A 14,769-nucleotide genomic window follows, 5' to 3' on the forward strand; every position below is an offset into this window, starting at 1 on the left:
TCTTACTTCACGGACTTGTAGCCCACACCACGCACGGTCTGGATGATCTCCGGGTGTTCCGGGTCGTGCTCAATCTTGGAGCGCAGGCGCTGCACATGCACGTTGACCAGGAGGGTATCGGAGTTGTTGCGGTAGCCCCACACCGATTCCAGTAGCTCGTCGCGGGAGTGCACCTGGTTCGGCTTCTTCGCCATCTCCAACAGGAGATCGAACTCGAGCGGGGTCAGCGCGATCTCTTCCCCGTTGCGGGTCACCATGTGCTGGGGGACGTCGATTACTAAATCGGCGATCTCGATGACGTCACCCGGCTCCTCATCCGTCCGGCGCAGACGCGCCCGAATGCGGGCGACGAGCTCCTTCGGTTTGAAGGGCTTCGTGATGTAGTCGTCCGCGCCGGACTCGAGGCCGAGCACCACGTCGACGGTGTCCGTCTTCGCGGTGAGCATGACGATCGGTACGGAGGATTCGCGGCGAATCGCCTTGCAAATGTCGATGCCGTTCATTCCCGGAAGCATAAGATCCAGCAGGATCAGGTCGGGCTCGTACTCATGGAAGGCCTGGACGGCTTCGGCGCCATCGGTGACGGGGCGGGAGTCAAAGCCTTCGGCCTCCAGCACGATGGTGAGCATCTCGTTGATAGCTGGGTCGTCGTCAACGACCAGGATTTTCGACATGGACATTGGCAGCTCCTCTTAACGCGCGTTTTGTATTGCTTGGATAATAGCCGTGGCATCCGACGTGGAAATCCACCGACTCGCCCAGTCAGTCTCCGCGAGGCGGTTGTACTGGGCAAACGTCGCGTCCTGCAGCCCGCCGTCGCGCTCGTAGTGGTCGCGGGTGCGCGTCGCGTCCTGAGCTTCTCTGCGCTGCGCGCGCTCCCGCGCAACGCTCGGGGAGGTAGCGACGAGCACCTGCAGGTCGGGCTTCGGCAGCCCAAGCTTTCCGAACTCGAGCTCAGCAACCCACTCCGCCGCGGCATCATCCCCGGTGCGCGCCGCCGTGTAGGCGGCGTTGGAGGCAACGTAGCGGTCAAGCAACAAGATCCGATCTTGTGTGTCCTGGTACTGCTCAAGCTGCGCCTTGGCACCAAAACGGTCGAGCGCGAACATCGTCGCCATCCCGTAAGCGGAATCCACCAGGTCACCCATCTTGCCGTACAAGGCGTCCTGCGCCAGCTGCGCGTGCAGCGAGTCCTCGTAGCGTGGGAAGGACAGCGTGTCCGCGCCGTATTCCTCCACAATGCGCTTCACGATGGTGTTCTTCCCCGCCCCATCAATGCCTTCGATGGCGATGATCATGCCACAGACCTCCCAACGGCCCTCTTACGCGAGCGCTTCCAAGAACTGTTCGACGTCCTCGTCCTCTTCATCGCCAACAGCCTCAAGAAGCTCGGCTGCGCTCTCGATGAGCTGCTCGTCGAGCTCACCGCTGTTGCCGCGGATGAAGGGGAAACGCTCCGCGATCTCACCGGCGGAAAACGGCGCGCCGGCCCAGATCGCGGTGATGGTCGCCGCAGCGAGCCCGTTGGTGCGTTCTTCATCTGAGGCGCTGTCCTGGTCAGCGGCTAGCAAGACGGCGTCACGGACAGCTTCCAGAATGTCTTCTTCGTCCAAATCCGCGATTTCGTCGAGAAAATCAATGTTGTCGTCGTTGGAGAAAATCTTCTGGTCCCAGCTGCTCATCAGTGTTTCCTTTCAGGTGGGGGCTGTATATACCCTGCAATCTACACGGCACGGCACGCATTGCGAACTTCCCTGCTTCCCACCTGATAACCGCGTGGACACACTCTTTTCAATGTCCGACTTCCGTGCTATAAACATTTCAAGCAACGAAATTGTTATCGTTTTGTAATTCTGGAAATTCTGCGGCGAAGGGCAACGTATGAATCAGACGCAAAGGAGAGTCGCCACGTTCATGGCGCTCGGCATCTGCGTTGCCATCGCAGTGGGAGTCGTGGTCTGGAACGCGTCCTCGCCGGGGCGCTCGAACGCCACCACACAAGCAGGCTTCATTGAGACAACCTCCACCACAACAACTTCTTCCTTATCGACGACCCCTCCGAGCTCTGCACGCTCTTCCCGGGGCGACTCCGCAGCGCTTCACACCGCCGATGCGTACATTGCCACGACTGCGCCGTCTGCCTACAACCTATCCGCGGACCCGCTGGCCCCTGCGCACGCGTTTTCCGGTGCGCCAGCCGTAACGGAGCCGACGAAGCAGTACCGCCCGTCGAACGTGGCCCCGGCCGCGCCTGCGTCGCGCCCAGCTGGTCCCGCCCCAACAGCAGAGCCGCAGCGCCCGAAGCAGCGCTCCCCTCGCCCCGACACGCCGGACGCACCGAACGTTCCAAGTACCACGTCGAGCACCTCGCGGCCACGGGCGACGCAGCAGGCGCCAACCACCATTTCGACGCCAACCACCATTGGCTCGACGCAGCCGGCATCCCCGACGGTGCTGCCATCTGAGCCGACGCAGAAGCTTCCCACCCCCACGACGTCAGCGCTACACCCCGGCGCCGCAGCGACGACATCGCTGCCAGTTAACACACCAACACCAACGAGCGAAGAGTCGGCTCAAGCCTCACAGGAAGACGCATCAACTACTTCCGAAGAGCCAGCCTCCCCAGAAGACGCAGTACCCCCCGCCGCAACTGACGGGCAGGGGCCTGCCTAGACCCGCGCGTAGAAGCACTGCGCGGAGGTACCCTCCGCAACCTCGAAGGTCACAGCCGGGTCGGCGGCTGGGATCCACGCGGCCTGACCAGGCTTCATTACGAAGTCACCCGCGCGCACCGTTCCCTCGGTACACAGGACGATGGCGGGGCCATCGGTGTCCACGAGCAGCGGATGCTCGGCGTCGATACGGTGGGCACTCATAATGAAGTCATCCACCGGCAGATGGAAACTCACTTCGTTGTCGCGCTCGGTGGTGTTCGCGAACGGGTCCTCCAACGTGGAGAAGTCCAGCACCTTGACCAGCTCAGGCACGTCCACGTGCTTCGACGTCAGTCCACCTCGAAGCACGTTGTCCGAGTTCGCCATGATCTCCACGCCGAGCCCGGACAGGTACGCGTGCAACTGCCCGGCTTGCAGGAAGAGCGCCTCCCCCGGACGCATCTGTACATAGTTCAGCAGGAGTGCTGCGAGGACGCCGACGTCGTTCGGGTACTTGTCGTGGACCCGCAGGAACATCGCAGCCAGCGGACCAGCCGCGCCAGCTCCGACGTCATCCGCGACGCGCTCGGCGGCCGGAACGATCGCGTCAATCAGAGTCTTACGCACGTCCTCGGGCAGGGAGATGAACGTCGTGAATACCGCACGGAGTCCGGCTTCCTCCGAAGTGGCGTCGAGAAGCGAGGCGTAGTGGTCAAGCTCCTCGCAGTTGAGCGCGGCGAAGAACTCGCGAGTCTGCGCAAGCGGGCGGAAACCGGCGAGGGCCTCGAACGGGGTGAGCGCCACGATGAGCTCGGGCTTCGGGTTCGGGTCCTTGTAGTTGCGCGTCGGATCGTCCAGGCGGATGCCTTCTTCTTCCTCGCGCGCGAACCCCGCCTTCGCCTGCGAGCGCGACGGGTGCGCCTGGATACTCAGCGGCTCATCAGCGGCGAGCAGCTTCAGCAGGAACGGCAAATGCGAGCCATAACGGTCCGCGACGCGCTTGCCCAGCGTGCCTTCGGGGTCCGCGGCAATCACGGCGTCGAGGCCCCGGCCTGCGACTTGGGAAGGTGCGGCACTATGGGCGCCGAACCAGAGCTCAGCCTCCGGCGCCTCGCTGGGCACCTGGGTGCCACGCAGCTGCGCAAGCAACGTGTGCGACCCCCACGGGTAGTTCCGCAGAGCCCCCTGTAGGTGCTCCATAAGTGTCTCCTTCGCAAGTTCCGTCAGTTCCGTCGGCATTGAAACGGTTGAAACAACAGCGTTCCAGGATACCAGCGAGGCGCCGTTTCACGGAACAGCGACGAAGACCACCTGCACTATTGGCGAATCACAGCCAAAACTTCCCGCACAATCTCGTCGACCTTTGGCTTCGTTGGGGCCTCGACGTTGAGTCGCAGCAGTGGCTCCGTGTTCGACGCACGCAGGTTCAGCCAGACCGGCCCGGGGGCACTGTCTTCGTCGCGAAGTGTGACCGTAACCCCGTCAAGACGGTCAATGTCCGCGACGCGGTCACCGAGTGCCTCAAGAACGCGCTCGGTGGCAGCCTCTTGGTCATCGACGGTGGAGTTGATTTCCCCGGACGCCTCGTAGCGTTCGTACTGGGCCATCATCTCACTCAACGGCTTGTCCTGCTCCGCCAATGCCGCGAGCACATGCAGCGCCGCGACCAGGCCAGAGTCCGCGTTGAAGAATTCCGTGAAGTAGTAGTGCGCGGAGTGCTCCCCACCGAACATGGCACCTGTCCGCGCCATCTCAGCCTTGATGTACGAGTGCCCCACTCGGGTGCGCACGGGGTTTCCGCCCTGCTCACGGATAATTTCCGGCACTGCACGCGAGGTGATCAGGTTGTGGATAATGGTCGCGCCCGGGTGCGTCGCGAGCGTACGAGTAGCCACCAGTGCCGTAATCGCCGATGGAGATACCGCCTCCCCGCGCTCGTCCACGACGAAGCAGCGGTCCGCGTCACCGTCGAATGCCAGGCCAATGTCCGCCTTCTCTTCGACAACGAATCGCTGTAGATCCACAAGGTTCTTCGGGTCGAGCGGGTTAGCCTCGTGGTTCGGGAACGTGCCATCGAGCTCGAAGTAGAGCGGCCGAATATCCAGGTCTCCGAGCACCGCCGGGACAGTCAGCCCGGCCATGCCGTTCGCAGCATCGACCGCGACCTTTAACGCCTTGCCCTGCGGCAGCGGCACAAGCTGCCGGAGGAAACGCGCATAGGAGTCGAGCACATCCCGCTTCTCGACGCTCCCAGCTTCGCCCTCAAACGCCGGAACCCCCTCGATGAGCATGCGGCTGATCTCGGACAGGCCCGTATCAGTACTGACCGGCGTAGCACCCGCGCGGCACAGCTTGATTCCGTTGTACTGGGCAGGGTTATGGGAGGCGGTAAACATCGCGCCGGCACACTCGAAGGTGCCTGCTGCGTAGTAGAGCTCGTCGGTCGAGGTCAGTCCGAGGTCAAGAACGTGCAGCCCCTGCGAGGTCGCACCCTCTGCGAACGCAGCGGAAAGCTCCGGCGAGGATGGCCGCATGTCGTGTCCGACGGCGATAGTTCGCTCGCCCTCGCTGTAAAGAATGTGGGCGAATGCTGCGCCTACTGTGCGGACTGTGTCTGCATCAATGGTGGAGCCAACAACGCAGCGAATGTCATACGCCTTAATAAGGTCCTTCAAGGACTCATAGGTGTGCTCAATAGCCATACAGGCAATCTTAGTTGCTGTGCTCCTCGCCGGTATCTTCGGCGTCTTCAGTGGCTTCGGCTGGGTCAGGGACCACGTGGAGGTGGGAACGCCGCGCATCTTTCTCCGCGGCGAGGTGCTCCTCGATCCGCTTCGTGCGGTGCACCGGGTGGTTCGAAGTCGACGGGTCGTTAAAGTCCTTGGTGGCCTCGTACTCGATTGGATCTCCGCCGTTGTCCACCAGCCCGGTGGTCACCCGGCCCGCCTCCCGGACGGCCTGCGCCAGCGCCGTGAGCTCCTCGTCCTCGAGGGCGTGGGCTTCGTCGTCAAAGATGTCGACGGCCTCTACTCGCACTAGCTCCCAGCCAACGGGGGCCGTGATGTGCGCCGAGTGGCGCTCACAAAGGTCCCACGCATGGGGTTCGGGGTTCGGCGAGAGCGGGCTGATTACTGCTGTCGATTCCGAGTAGGCATAAATCAGCGTGGCCACAGCAGGCCGGCCACAACCAGGACGACAACACCGACGGAAAGTACTCACGCCGTCTAAGCCTAAACCCCAACTTGAGATTTTGGTAGTACGGCCCCGGCGCGCCATGCCCGGTGCAGCGGCAACATCTCTAGAATCTGGGTGCATGAACGCGCCAACTCACCACCTTCGGACCGCGCGGGACCGCCACGGTCGTGGGGCCCGCGGCCCGCTGCTGCCCGTTGGCGTTCCGCGTTATCGAACCCGCTCCGCGCAGTTCGATCAGCTAGTACTGGACACGTACGCACCGCTGCACAACGCGTACTTTGAGCAGCTGGCAACGGTGGACTTGGCCGTCGATACGATCCCCCGGATGCGCCTGAGCCCCGACGTCGCGCGCTTCAGCGATGAGATTGTTGCCGACGGTCCCGTCCCACTCGGCCGAATCTTGCAGGCGGGCGTGGACCGTTACGGGGTGCCCACCCGGGCGCGCTTTGTGCTGTTTCGCCGCCCGATTGAGCAGCGCACTGAGACAGCAGAAGAGCGGTCAGCCCTCATTCATTGGGTACTGACCGCCCTTGTTGCTTCGTATATCAACCTGGACCCGCGGGATATCGATTCAGACTTTCCCTGGTAGTGCAGGCGTTTAGCCGATCTGCTTCTTCAAGCGGCGGCGCTCACGGTCCGAGAGGCCACCCCAGATGCCAAAGCGCTCGTCGTGCTCGAGCGCAAACTCGAGGCACTCATCGCGCACGGCGCACGCTTTGCAAATTCGCTTTGCCTCGCGAGTCGAGCCACCCTTTTCCGGAAAGAACGCCTCGGGATCGGTTTGAGCACACAGCGCTTGATCTTGCCATTCCTGCTCGACGGCACCGAACAGCTCATCGAAGCTCATGCCGACCGCGGCTACGCCACGGATGTCAGCACCATTCGCCATGTCTTCCACGCCGTCCCCTTTCTCCGTCGTTCTTCGTTTCGGTCAGCTGCGTCGTCTACCCGCTTGAGGGGTGCGACGAGTGACCCTTGCACTCATGCGAGTACACACCGAACCACTAAATAGGTGCAAGCTATCGGGGTGAAACCTTGACCTTTTCCGCAAGAATTGCACGCCATCAGTCACACGAGTCACAACAGCCACAGGGGGCTAGAAACGGGGGTACAGTACGGGGGTACTACATGTGGTAGGCGAATTGGCTACCCCTTACTAACCGGCCAGAATTTCCACCCATACGGCGTGTCGCTTACGCATCTGGGGAAAAGCGCACTCCCGAATCCGGAATCGTCACACCAGGCCACACTCGCATGCCGCCTTGCAGCTCGCAGCGCGCCCCAATCTGTGCGCCCTCTCCGATCACGCAGCCGTCGATACGCGAGTTCGCGCCAATCGTGGCGCCCGAGGCGATGATGGAATCGCGGATCACGGCACCGGGCTCAATGGTGACCCCATCGAAGATGACGCTGTCATCCACGCGACACCCAGCGCCGATCTCCGTGCCGCGTCCAACCGCGGTGCCGCCCATCAAGATGACACCACCCGCGACGCCAGCGGATTCGTCGATAAGCGCCTCACCGGTCTGGCCCTCCAGCAGCGGCGAGTACGTAATACCGCGCACCACGTCCGAGGAGCCCTGCACGAAATCCGACGGCCTACCCATGTCCCTCCAGTAAGAGGTATCCACGTAGCCGACCATCTTCGCACCCGACTCAAGCAAACCAGGGAACGTCTCGCGCTCGACAGAGACCACGCGACCAGCCGGGATCTGCTCGATGACTTCGCGGCGGAACACGTAGCACCCAGCGTTAATCTGATCTGTCGGCGGATCCTCCGTCTTCTCCAAGAACGCAAGCACATTGCCGTCCTCGTCGGTTGGGACGGAACCGAACGCGCGAGGATCGGGTACGCGGACCAGGTGCAAGGTCGCGTCGGCGTCCTTCTCAGCGTGGTAGTTCAAAATCTTGCTCAGGTCAGCACCGGACAGCACGTCCCCGTTGAACACCATCGCGTTGTCGAAGCGCAGCTTGTCGGCAACGTTTCGGATCGCGCCCCCGGTACCCAGCGCCTCCTCTTCGACAACGTACTCAATCTCAAGACCGAAGTCGGACCCGTCGCCGAAGTACTCCTCGAACACCTCAGCGCGGTACGACGTCCCCAGCACCACGTGGCGCATCCCCGCCTGGCGGATCCGCGCAAGCAGGTGCGAGAGGAACGGGTGCCCTGCGGTCGGCAACATCGGCTTCGGGGTACTCACCGTCAACGGACGCAGGCGCGTGCCGCGACCACCAACCAAAATGACCGCGTCGGTATTCTCCGGGGTCACGGTGCGGGATGCATTCACGTGGAATCCTTTCAAAGCGTTCTTCTTATTTACTGCGCGAAACAAACAGTGCCGCCCGCACTTTCAAACCGACCCACAGCAGCGCGCGCAGCGGGGCCTGCCACCAGTGCGGGTGACGGTCAGACTGGAAACGATATGCGGAAGTGTGGTGCGCCGGCACCGTGACTCGCTGGAACTTGCTAGCAACATGGCCCTGGTCATGCACGATGACCGAGGAAGGGCAGTACACGTTCTCCCATCCGGCGCGGCGCAAGCGGTCTCCGAAGTCAACGTCCTCGAGGTACATGAAGTAGCGCTCGTCGAACCCGCCAATGACGTCGAAGGCGTCCCACCGCACGAGCAGGCACGCCCCGGAGAGCCAGCCCGCACTGCGCTGGTGATCCATGTGTTGCTCCGCCTTGTACGAGGCAGAAAATGGGTTGGACGGCCACACCTCATATAATAAGGCGTGCCCCACGCCGGTAATGATGCCCGGCACCTCTCGCGCACTCGGGTACAGGTTGCCCTCGCAGTCCTCAATGCGCGGCCCTACGGCGCCCGCCTCCGGTAGTGCGTCCATGCAGGCGCGCAGCGTGTCCACGCTTCCCGGCTGGAACACCACGTCCGGGTTGGAGATCAAGAAGTAGTCACCGTTGATCTCTCCCCGCTCGCGACGTGGCCGCAACTCCCGGACCGCGGCGTTGATCGCAGCGCCGTACCCGATGTTGCCGCCGGTGCGCAGCAGTTCGACGTTGTCGTGTTCACGTGCGGCAGCCTCCGGGGCACCGTCGGTAGAGCCGTTATCTGCACAGATAAGCAGTGTTTGACCCTCGGTGGCGTCGTCAAGCGAAGCGATGAGCTGCGCCAAGTGCTTGCCTGGCGAGTACGTCACCGCCACCACGGCGAGTGGAGCTGTCATAGCTGCCTGCCCCTCCTATCGGTCCTCTCGGCCAGCCTTCATGTACACAATGCGAATCAGCTTACCCATCCAAAAGTGTGAGAAGCATCTTGAACTCGCCCACGCACGTGTCTTTTGTTGTTTTCGCACCCTGTATAATTGCGCCCTGTGACTGACTCCTTGAGGCCTGCGCGCGACATCCAGCCCGCCCCATCGCAGATGCGTGACATCTCGCAGTTGGGGCACCCGGTTGTGAAGACAACCCTTGCGGTGCTGTCTGCCGTTGCGTTGACGGTGTCGGCCGTCGGCTACTTCACTGTCGGCCGGGTCAGCAATCAGCTCAGCGCCTCTGAGCTGCGGATTAACGCGGGACGTGGGCAGAGCGACAAGGACCAGATCGACGGCGCGATGGACATCCTGCTGGTCGGCTCCGACTCCCGCACCGACGCCCAAGGCAACCCTTTGAGCGAGTCCGAGTTGGCGCACCTCAACGCGGGTGTCGCCGACGGTGAGATCAACACGGACACCATCATGATTATCCGTGTGCCCGACGACGGTTCGCGGGCCACGGCAGTTTCCATCCCGCGCGATACGTACGTACACACCGACGACTACGGAAACATGAAGATCAATGGTGTCTACGGTGCGCACGCCGCCGCCAAACGCGAGGAGCTCATCGCCGCGGGCAAGCCGGAGGGCCCGGCACTCGAGCAAGAGGTTGCACGCGCAGGCCAGCTCGGGCTTATCGACGCCATCAATGACCTCACCGGCGTGGAAGTAGACCACTACGCGCAGGTTGGCCTGCTCGGCTTCGTCCTGCTTACGGACGCGGTTGGCGGGGTGGACGTCTGCCTCAACGCCGCGGTCGACGAGCCACTCTCCGGCGCGCACTTCCCTGCCGGGCAGCAAACGCTCGACGGCGCTCAGGCGCTGTCCTTCGTGCGGCAGCGCCACGACCTGCCGCGCGGCGACCTCGACCGCATCGTGCGCCAGCAGGCGTACATGGCGTCGTTGGTGCAGAAGGTGCTCTCCGCAGGCACGCTGACAAGCCCAGCGAAACTGCGCGACTTGGCAACCGCGGCGGAGCGCTCGGTCACTCTTGACCAGAGCCTCGACGTGATGCGTTTTGCCCAGCAGATGTCCGGCCTGGCCGGCGGCAACGTCACCTTCACCACCATCCCTGTGACCTCGGTCAACGGTGTCGGCGACTTCGGCGAATCCATCGTGACCGTGGACATCAACGAGGTCCACAGCTTTATGGAGTCCGCAGCCAAGGAACAGGTCCCCGAGGACAGCCAACCGGAGCAAGCTCCCCAGCAGGCCGAAGACTTTGCAGGTGCGCAGGTCTCCGTCCTCAACGCGGGCTCCGTTCCAGGCCAAGCCCGCGCCACCGGCGAGTGGTTGGCCGACGCAGGCATTACGGTCTCCGATGTATCCAACGCAATGGACGGAATCTACTGGGAATCCCAGGTGGTCGCCGCCGACCCCGAAGACCCACGCGCACGCAAGCTCGCCGAGATGCTTGGCGGCGTCCCAGTCACGGCGAACAATGCTCTCGAACCGGGCAGCATCATCGCGGTTGTCGCGGAAGACTACAACGGGCCTGCGAAGGTCGATCCGGAAGATGCCCAGCAGCATGTGCCCGTCGGCACACCTGGCGACGATATCAGCGGCATGAGTCTGGGCCCGGAGATCGACGCTGGCGGCCAGGGGCCTCGCTGCGTGAACTAGCTTGGCCACCTATGCTTGGCTGCCATGAGTATGCTGGCACGCTTATTGCAGGAAGACCCCGCCACACCACGCCTGACCGTCTACGACGAGTCACAGGGCAGCCGCGTGGAATTTTCTGCGCTGACTCTGGACAACTGGCTAAGCAAAGTGGGCAACTTGCTGGACGAGGAGTTCGAGCTCGAGGGCTCTGACCCCATTGTGATCGACCTTCCGGTGTCCTGGCAGGCTGCGGTGATCGCGCTTGGCGCCTACAACATTGGGCGTCGCCCGATCTTCGCGAGCACAGGCGACGATGTCCCGCTCGTGTTTACCGTGGCGGAGCGCGTCGACACCTGGGCTGATGCGGACGAGTGCGTCGTTGTCTCAAGGGACCCCTTCGGACGCGGCGTCGTCGAATCAGGCGGCACGTTGCCGCTTGGAACCGTGGACTTCAGTCCGACGGTGCGCAGCTACGGCGACCAGTACTTTGGACAGACTGCAGACATCGCGCAGTGGTCTCAAGCGGCTGAGCAGCCCGCCTGCCCCGAACGGGTGCTGATTGCCGGTTGGAACAGCGCCGACGAATTCGAACAGCGCGTGCTTGCCCCGCTGGCTGGGGGCGGTTCGGTCGTCGTGGTGACAGGCGGAACGGAAACACCTGGTAAAGACAGGATCGCAGCCATCGCCCAGGCGGAACACGTAAACCACATACAACCGGACATTTAACCCCGTTTTCTCCCCCGTTCGTAGGTAATTCGGCAGATTTCTGCGCGCCCGGGTCCAGTTTTTCACTAGATTGAAGACACCGAATTCACACGAGTCACACATGACCCAACGAAAGGCGGATGAATGAAACTCCGTACGACTGGTGCAACCCTCTGTGCAATTGCGCTCGCTGGCGCAGCTCTGACCGGTTGCTCTTCTGACAACGAGGCAGCGGACACCAACAAGGACTCCGGCACCTCCGCTTCCGAGGGCGGCGCGGAGCGCGGCCCGATCACGTTCGCCATGGGCCGCAATGACACGGACAAGCTCAAGCCGATCATCGAGAAGTGGAACGAGGCTCACCCAGATGAGCAGGTCACCCTCTCTGAGCTCGCCGGCGAGGCCGACGACCAGCGCGATACGCTCGTGCAGTCCCTCCAGGCGGGTAACGCCGACTACGACGTGATGGCCCTCGACGTTGTGTGGACGGCCGACTTCGCAGCGAACCAGTGGCTCGAGCCACTCGAGGGCGATTACGCCATCGACACCTCCGGCTTGCTGCAGTCCACCGTCGACTCCGCGACCTACGGCGGCAAGCTCTACGCCCTGCCGCAGAACACGAACGGCCAGCTGTTGTTCCGCAACGTCGACAAGGTCCCAAGCGCGCCTGACACCTTCGAAGACGTCATCGCCGCCTGCAAGGAGGTCGAGGGAGACTGCCTGACCACCCAGCTCAAGCAGTACGAGGGCCTGACCGTAAACACGCTCGGCTTCATCAACGGCTGGGGCGGCAGCGTCCTTGACGACGCCGGCGAGCCAACCGTCGAGTCCGACGCCGCAAAGGCCGGACTGCAAGCACTCGTTGACGCATACAACGACGGCGTCATCGCCAAGAGCTCCACGGCAGCAACCGAGGAGGAAACCAACCTCGCGTTCACCGAGGGCAACACCGCTCTGGCGATCAACTGGCCGTACATGTACACCAACGCCCAGGAAGCTGGCGTGAACTTTGAGGTCCAGCCGCTGGTTGGCAAGGACGGCGTGGGTGTTTCCACCCTCGGTGGCTACAACAACGGCATCAACGTCAACTCCAAGCACAAGCAGACCGCGAAGGACTTCATCGAGTTCATCATCAACGAAGAGAACCAGCTCTCGTTCGCTGAAGCATCCTTCCCACCAGTGCTCGCATCGATCTACGACGACGCCGAGCTGGTTGCAAAGCACCCATACCTGCCAGCACTGAAGGTTTCGCTGGAGAACGCGCAGCCTCGCCCGGTTTCCCCGTTCTACCCTGCGATCTCGAAGGCTATCCAGGACAACGCCTACGCAGCACTGACCGCCGGTAAGAGCGTCGATGACGCCACCGCCGACATGGCAGCTGCTATCAAGCAGGCTTCCTAATACGATACGTCGTATGAGCAGAACGCCCGCCCGGACTGTGTTCGGGCGGGCGTTATAGTTCGTATATCTCCATCTTCCCGTCTACTTTGCAAAGGCCCGCGATGAGCACATCTCCATCCAAGCCTCGCGATACCACGAAGGCGGCAGCGCTCGTCGCGCCCGCCTTGCTGGTGTTGGCGGTGGTGATCGGCTACCCGATCGTCCGCGCAATATGGCTTTCATTCCAGTCCAACCGGCACCTCGACGCCTCTACCGGAGTGTTCGTCGATGGTGGCTTTGCTGGCGTCGATAATTACTTGTACTGGCTGTCGAACCGCTGTATGACGCCGTCGGGCGTGGTGGGTGCCTGCCCTCCTGGCGTGCTTGCGACCGACTTCTGGCCAGCAGTGTCGGTGACCCTCTTCTTCACCGTGGTCACCGTCGCCTTGGAGACAGTGCTCGGTATCGGGATGGCCATCATCATGAACCGGCCGTCGCGCGCCCGCGGTCTGATCCGCGCGGCCGTGCTCATCCCTTGGGCGATCCCAACCGCGGTGACCGCGAAGTTGTGGCAGTTCATGTTCGCACCGAGCGGTATCGTGAACTCGCTGCTGGGCGCGAGCGTGGCGTGGACAACTGACCCGTGGGCGGCACGCTTTGCGGTGATCATCGCCGACGTGTGGAAGACCACGCCGTTTATGGCGCTGCTCATCCTCGCAGGCCTACAGATGATTCCGAAGGACGTCTACGAGGCCGCGCGTGTCGACGGCGCCTCCGCATGGCAGACCTTCACCAGCATCACCCTGCCGTTGGTGCGGCCAGCGCTCATGGTGGCGGTGCTCTTCCGTACGCTCGACGCGCTGCGCATGTACGACCTGCCGGTCATCATGATTTCGGGCTCCTCAAACTCCCCTACCGCGACAATTTCGCAACTGGTGGTTGAGGACATGCGTCAGGGCAACTTCAACTCGGCCTCGGCGCTGTCCACTCTCATCTTCCTGCTAATCTTCGCGGTTGCGTTCGTCATGGTGCGGTTCCTCGGAGCGAACGTTGGTGGCGCGAACGAACGGCGTGAAGCCCGGCGCGCGAAGCGCAAGCAGGAGAAGCAAGAGTCGAAGAAGGAGGCGACAGCGCGATGAAACGACTCGGCCACTACGCAGGCATCATCTTCATCATGTTCTGGGGGCTCGCCCCGTTTTATTGGATGGTGATCACGGCGCTGCGGGACAAACGCTTCACGTTCGATACCACGCCGTGGCCCACGCACGTCACCCTCGAGAACTACCGGGACGCACTGGCCACGGACGCCGGCAATGACTTCCTCGGGGCGATTTTCAACTCGCTGATTATTTCGCTGGCGACAACGGCGTTGGCGGTCGCCGTGGGCGTGTTCACCGCCTACGCGCTTGCTCGCCTGGACTTCCGCGGCAAGGGATTCATCACGGGCATCATTTTGGCGGCCTCGATGTTCCCTGGCATTGCGCTTGTCACTCCCCTGTTCCAGCTGTTCGGTGACCTCGGGTGGATCGGCACATACCGTGCCATGATCATCCCGAGCATCTCATTCGCCCTCCCCCTGACTATCTACACGCTGGTGTCGTTCTTCCAGCAACTTCCTTGGGAGCTCGAGGAAGCAGCGCGTGTCGACGGCGCCTCCCGTGGCCAGGCATTTCGCCTCATCTTGCTGCCGTTGGCGGCACCGGCCATCTTCACGACGGCCATCCTGGCGTTTATCACCACCTGGAATGAATTTATGTTGGCGCGCCAGCTGTCGTCCACGGCGACTGAACCTGTCACCGTCGCAATTGCACGATTCTCGGGGCCGAGCGCCTTCGAGTACCCGTACGCTGCGATTATGGCGGCGGGCTCGCTGGTGACGATTCCGCTGATCATCATGGTGCTGGTATTCCAGCGCCGTATTGTGTCTGGTCTCACAGCCGGCGGCGTGAAGGGCTGACTT

16 protein-coding genes are annotated in these 14,769 nt (G+C 62.6%); 7 read left to right on the forward strand and 9 right to left on the reverse strand.

Annotated features, from left to right (window positions below; translation table 11 throughout):
- Positions 1-2 precede the first annotated feature (2 nt).
- The 3 genes from mtrA to BJP05_RS08080 are packed head-to-tail and all read right to left on the reverse strand — an operon-like array spanning position 3 to position 1,682.
- Complete coding sequence (gene mtrA, locus BJP05_RS08070; protein ID WP_070363575.1) at positions 3-674, reverse strand: MtrAB system response regulator MtrA; 672 nt, start codon at positions 672-674, stop codon at positions 3-5.
- An 18-nt stretch (positions 675-692) separates the two neighbouring features.
- On the reverse strand, positions 693-1,298 hold the full coding sequence (locus tag BJP05_RS08075) for a dTMP kinase (protein ID WP_070362949.1): 606 nt from the start codon (positions 1,296-1,298) through the stop codon (positions 693-695).
- A gap of 24 nt (positions 1,299-1,322) precedes the next feature.
- Positions 1,323-1,682 (reverse strand): DUF4259 domain-containing protein, encoded by a 360-nt coding sequence (locus tag BJP05_RS08080; protein ID WP_070362950.1) that lies wholly within the window; start codon positions 1,680-1,682, stop codon positions 1,323-1,325.
- A 199-nt stretch (positions 1,683-1,881) separates the two neighbouring features.
- Between BJP05_RS08080 and BJP05_RS08085 the strand changes: the two genes are divergently transcribed.
- A complete protein-coding gene (locus BJP05_RS08085) occupies positions 1,882-2,673 on the forward strand; it encodes a hypothetical protein (protein ID WP_143000832.1) in 792 nt (263 codons plus the stop codon).
- Here the strand turns inward: BJP05_RS08085 and manA are convergent.
- The 3 genes from manA to BJP05_RS08100 all read right to left on the reverse strand — a co-directional run bounded on the left by manA (position 2,670) and on the right by BJP05_RS08100 (position 5,873).
- Positions 2,670-3,854 (reverse strand): mannose-6-phosphate isomerase, class I, encoded by a 1,185-nt coding sequence (gene manA / locus BJP05_RS08090; RefSeq protein ID WP_070363576.1) that lies wholly within the window; start codon positions 3,852-3,854, stop codon positions 2,670-2,672. The two genes, BJP05_RS08085 and manA, sit on opposite strands and share 4 nt — an antisense overlap.
- A gap of 116 nt (positions 3,855-3,970) precedes the next feature.
- A complete protein-coding gene (locus tag BJP05_RS08095) occupies positions 3,971-5,356 on the reverse strand; it encodes a phosphomannomutase/phosphoglucomutase (RefSeq protein ID WP_070362952.1) in 1,386 nt (461 codons plus the stop codon).
- A gap of 10 nt (positions 5,357-5,366) precedes the next feature.
- Positions 5,367-5,873 (reverse strand): DUF3499 domain-containing protein, encoded by a 507-nt coding sequence (locus BJP05_RS08100; RefSeq protein ID WP_240492737.1) that lies wholly within the window; start codon positions 5,871-5,873, stop codon positions 5,367-5,369.
- A 94-nt stretch (positions 5,874-5,967) separates the two neighbouring features.
- Between BJP05_RS08100 and BJP05_RS08105 the strand changes: the two genes are divergently transcribed.
- Positions 5,968-6,438 (forward strand): metallopeptidase family protein, encoded by a 471-nt coding sequence (locus tag BJP05_RS08105; protein WP_070362954.1) that lies wholly within the window; start codon positions 5,968-5,970, stop codon positions 6,436-6,438.
- Positions 6,439-6,447: 9 nt separating this feature from the next.
- On the opposite strand, the gene BJP05_RS08110 is transcribed toward BJP05_RS08105, so the two are convergent.
- From BJP05_RS08110 to BJP05_RS08120, 3 genes are all read right to left on the reverse strand, one after another.
- On the reverse strand, positions 6,448-6,738 hold the full coding sequence (locus BJP05_RS08110) for a WhiB family transcriptional regulator (RefSeq protein ID WP_305083192.1): 291 nt from the start codon (positions 6,736-6,738) through the stop codon (positions 6,448-6,450).
- Positions 6,739-7,042: 304 nt separating this feature from the next.
- A complete protein-coding gene (locus BJP05_RS08115; protein ID WP_240492738.1) occupies positions 7,043-8,137 on the reverse strand; it encodes a sugar phosphate nucleotidyltransferase in 1,095 nt (364 codons plus the stop codon).
- 25 nt (positions 8,138-8,162) lie between these two features.
- Positions 8,163-9,035, reverse strand: a complete 873-nt coding sequence (locus tag BJP05_RS08120) for a glycosyltransferase family 2 protein (protein WP_070362956.1) — start codon at positions 9,033-9,035, stop codon at positions 8,163-8,165.
- A 147-nt stretch (positions 9,036-9,182) separates the two neighbouring features.
- On the opposite strand from BJP05_RS08120, the gene BJP05_RS08125 reads away from it, so the two are divergent.
- The 5 genes from BJP05_RS08125 (at position 9,183) to BJP05_RS08145 (ending at position 14,766) form a co-directional block, all read left to right on the forward strand.
- On the forward strand, positions 9,183-10,745 hold the full coding sequence (locus tag BJP05_RS08125) for an LCP family protein (protein ID WP_083329463.1): 1,563 nt from the start codon (positions 9,183-9,185) through the stop codon (positions 10,743-10,745).
- A 24-nt stretch (positions 10,746-10,769) separates the two neighbouring features.
- Positions 10,770-11,450 (forward strand): TIGR03089 family protein, encoded by a 681-nt coding sequence (locus BJP05_RS08130; RefSeq protein ID WP_070362957.1) that lies wholly within the window; start codon positions 10,770-10,772, stop codon positions 11,448-11,450.
- 123 nt (positions 11,451-11,573) lie between these two features.
- On the forward strand, positions 11,574-12,830 hold the full coding sequence (locus BJP05_RS08135) for an ABC transporter substrate-binding protein (protein ID WP_070362958.1): 1,257 nt from the start codon (positions 11,574-11,576) through the stop codon (positions 12,828-12,830).
- Between the two features lie 101 nt (positions 12,831-12,931).
- Positions 12,932-13,948 carry a carbohydrate ABC transporter permease gene (locus BJP05_RS08140; protein ID WP_070362959.1) on the forward strand — a complete coding sequence of 339 codons (1,017 nt, stop codon included), beginning with the start codon at positions 12,932-12,934 and terminating at the stop codon, positions 13,946-13,948.
- A complete protein-coding gene (locus BJP05_RS08145) occupies positions 13,945-14,766 on the forward strand; it encodes a carbohydrate ABC transporter permease (RefSeq protein ID WP_070362960.1) in 822 nt (273 codons plus the stop codon). The genes BJP05_RS08140 and BJP05_RS08145 overlap by 4 nt, the downstream gene beginning before the upstream one ends.
- Positions 14,767-14,769: the final 3 nt, after the last annotated feature.

The organism is Corynebacterium sp. NML98-0116 (assembly GCF_001767255.1).
GTDB lineage: Bacteria > Actinomycetota > Actinomycetes > Mycobacteriales > Mycobacteriaceae > Corynebacterium > Corynebacterium pseudogenitalium.

What these genes read in the sequence shown, in the direction of transcription:
- mtrA (WP_070363575.1), bottom strand. Translation starts at nt 674, where the DNA reads ATGTCGAAAATCCTGGTCGTTGACGACGACCCAGCTATCAACGAGATG.
- BJP05_RS08075 (WP_070362949.1), bottom strand. Translation starts at nt 1,298, where the DNA reads ATGATCATCGCCATCGAAGGCATTGATGGGGCGGGGAAGAACACCATC.
- BJP05_RS08080 (WP_070362950.1), bottom strand. Translation starts at nt 1,682, where the DNA reads ATGAGCAGCTGGGACCAGAAGATTTTCTCCAACGACGACAACATTGAT.
- BJP05_RS08085 (WP_143000832.1), top strand. Translation starts at nt 1,882, where the DNA reads ATGAATCAGACGCAAAGGAGAGTCGCCACGTTCATGGCGCTCGGCATC.
- manA (WP_070363576.1), bottom strand. Translation starts at nt 3,854, where the DNA reads ATGGAGCACCTACAGGGGGCTCTGCGGAACTACCCGTGGGGGTCGCAC.
- BJP05_RS08095 (WP_070362952.1), bottom strand. Translation starts at nt 5,356, where the DNA reads ATGGCTATTGAGCACACCTATGAGTCCTTGAAGGACCTTATTAAGGCG.
- BJP05_RS08105 (WP_070362954.1), top strand. Translation starts at nt 5,968, where the DNA reads ATGAACGCGCCAACTCACCACCTTCGGACCGCGCGGGACCGCCACGGT.
- BJP05_RS08110 (WP_305083192.1), bottom strand. Translation starts at nt 6,738, where the DNA reads ATGGCGAATGGTGCTGACATCCGTGGCGTAGCCGCGGTCGGCATGAGC.
- BJP05_RS08120 (WP_070362956.1), bottom strand. Translation starts at nt 9,035, where the DNA reads ATGACAGCTCCACTCGCCGTGGTGGCGGTGACGTACTCGCCAGGCAAG.
- BJP05_RS08130 (WP_070362957.1), top strand. Translation starts at nt 10,770, where the DNA reads ATGAGTATGCTGGCACGCTTATTGCAGGAAGACCCCGCCACACCACGC.
- BJP05_RS08135 (WP_070362958.1), top strand. Translation starts at nt 11,574, where the DNA reads ATGAAACTCCGTACGACTGGTGCAACCCTCTGTGCAATTGCGCTCGCT.
- BJP05_RS08140 (WP_070362959.1), top strand. Translation starts at nt 12,932, where the DNA reads ATGAGCACATCTCCATCCAAGCCTCGCGATACCACGAAGGCGGCAGCG.
- BJP05_RS08145 (WP_070362960.1), top strand. Translation starts at nt 13,945, where the DNA reads ATGAAACGACTCGGCCACTACGCAGGCATCATCTTCATCATGTTCTGG.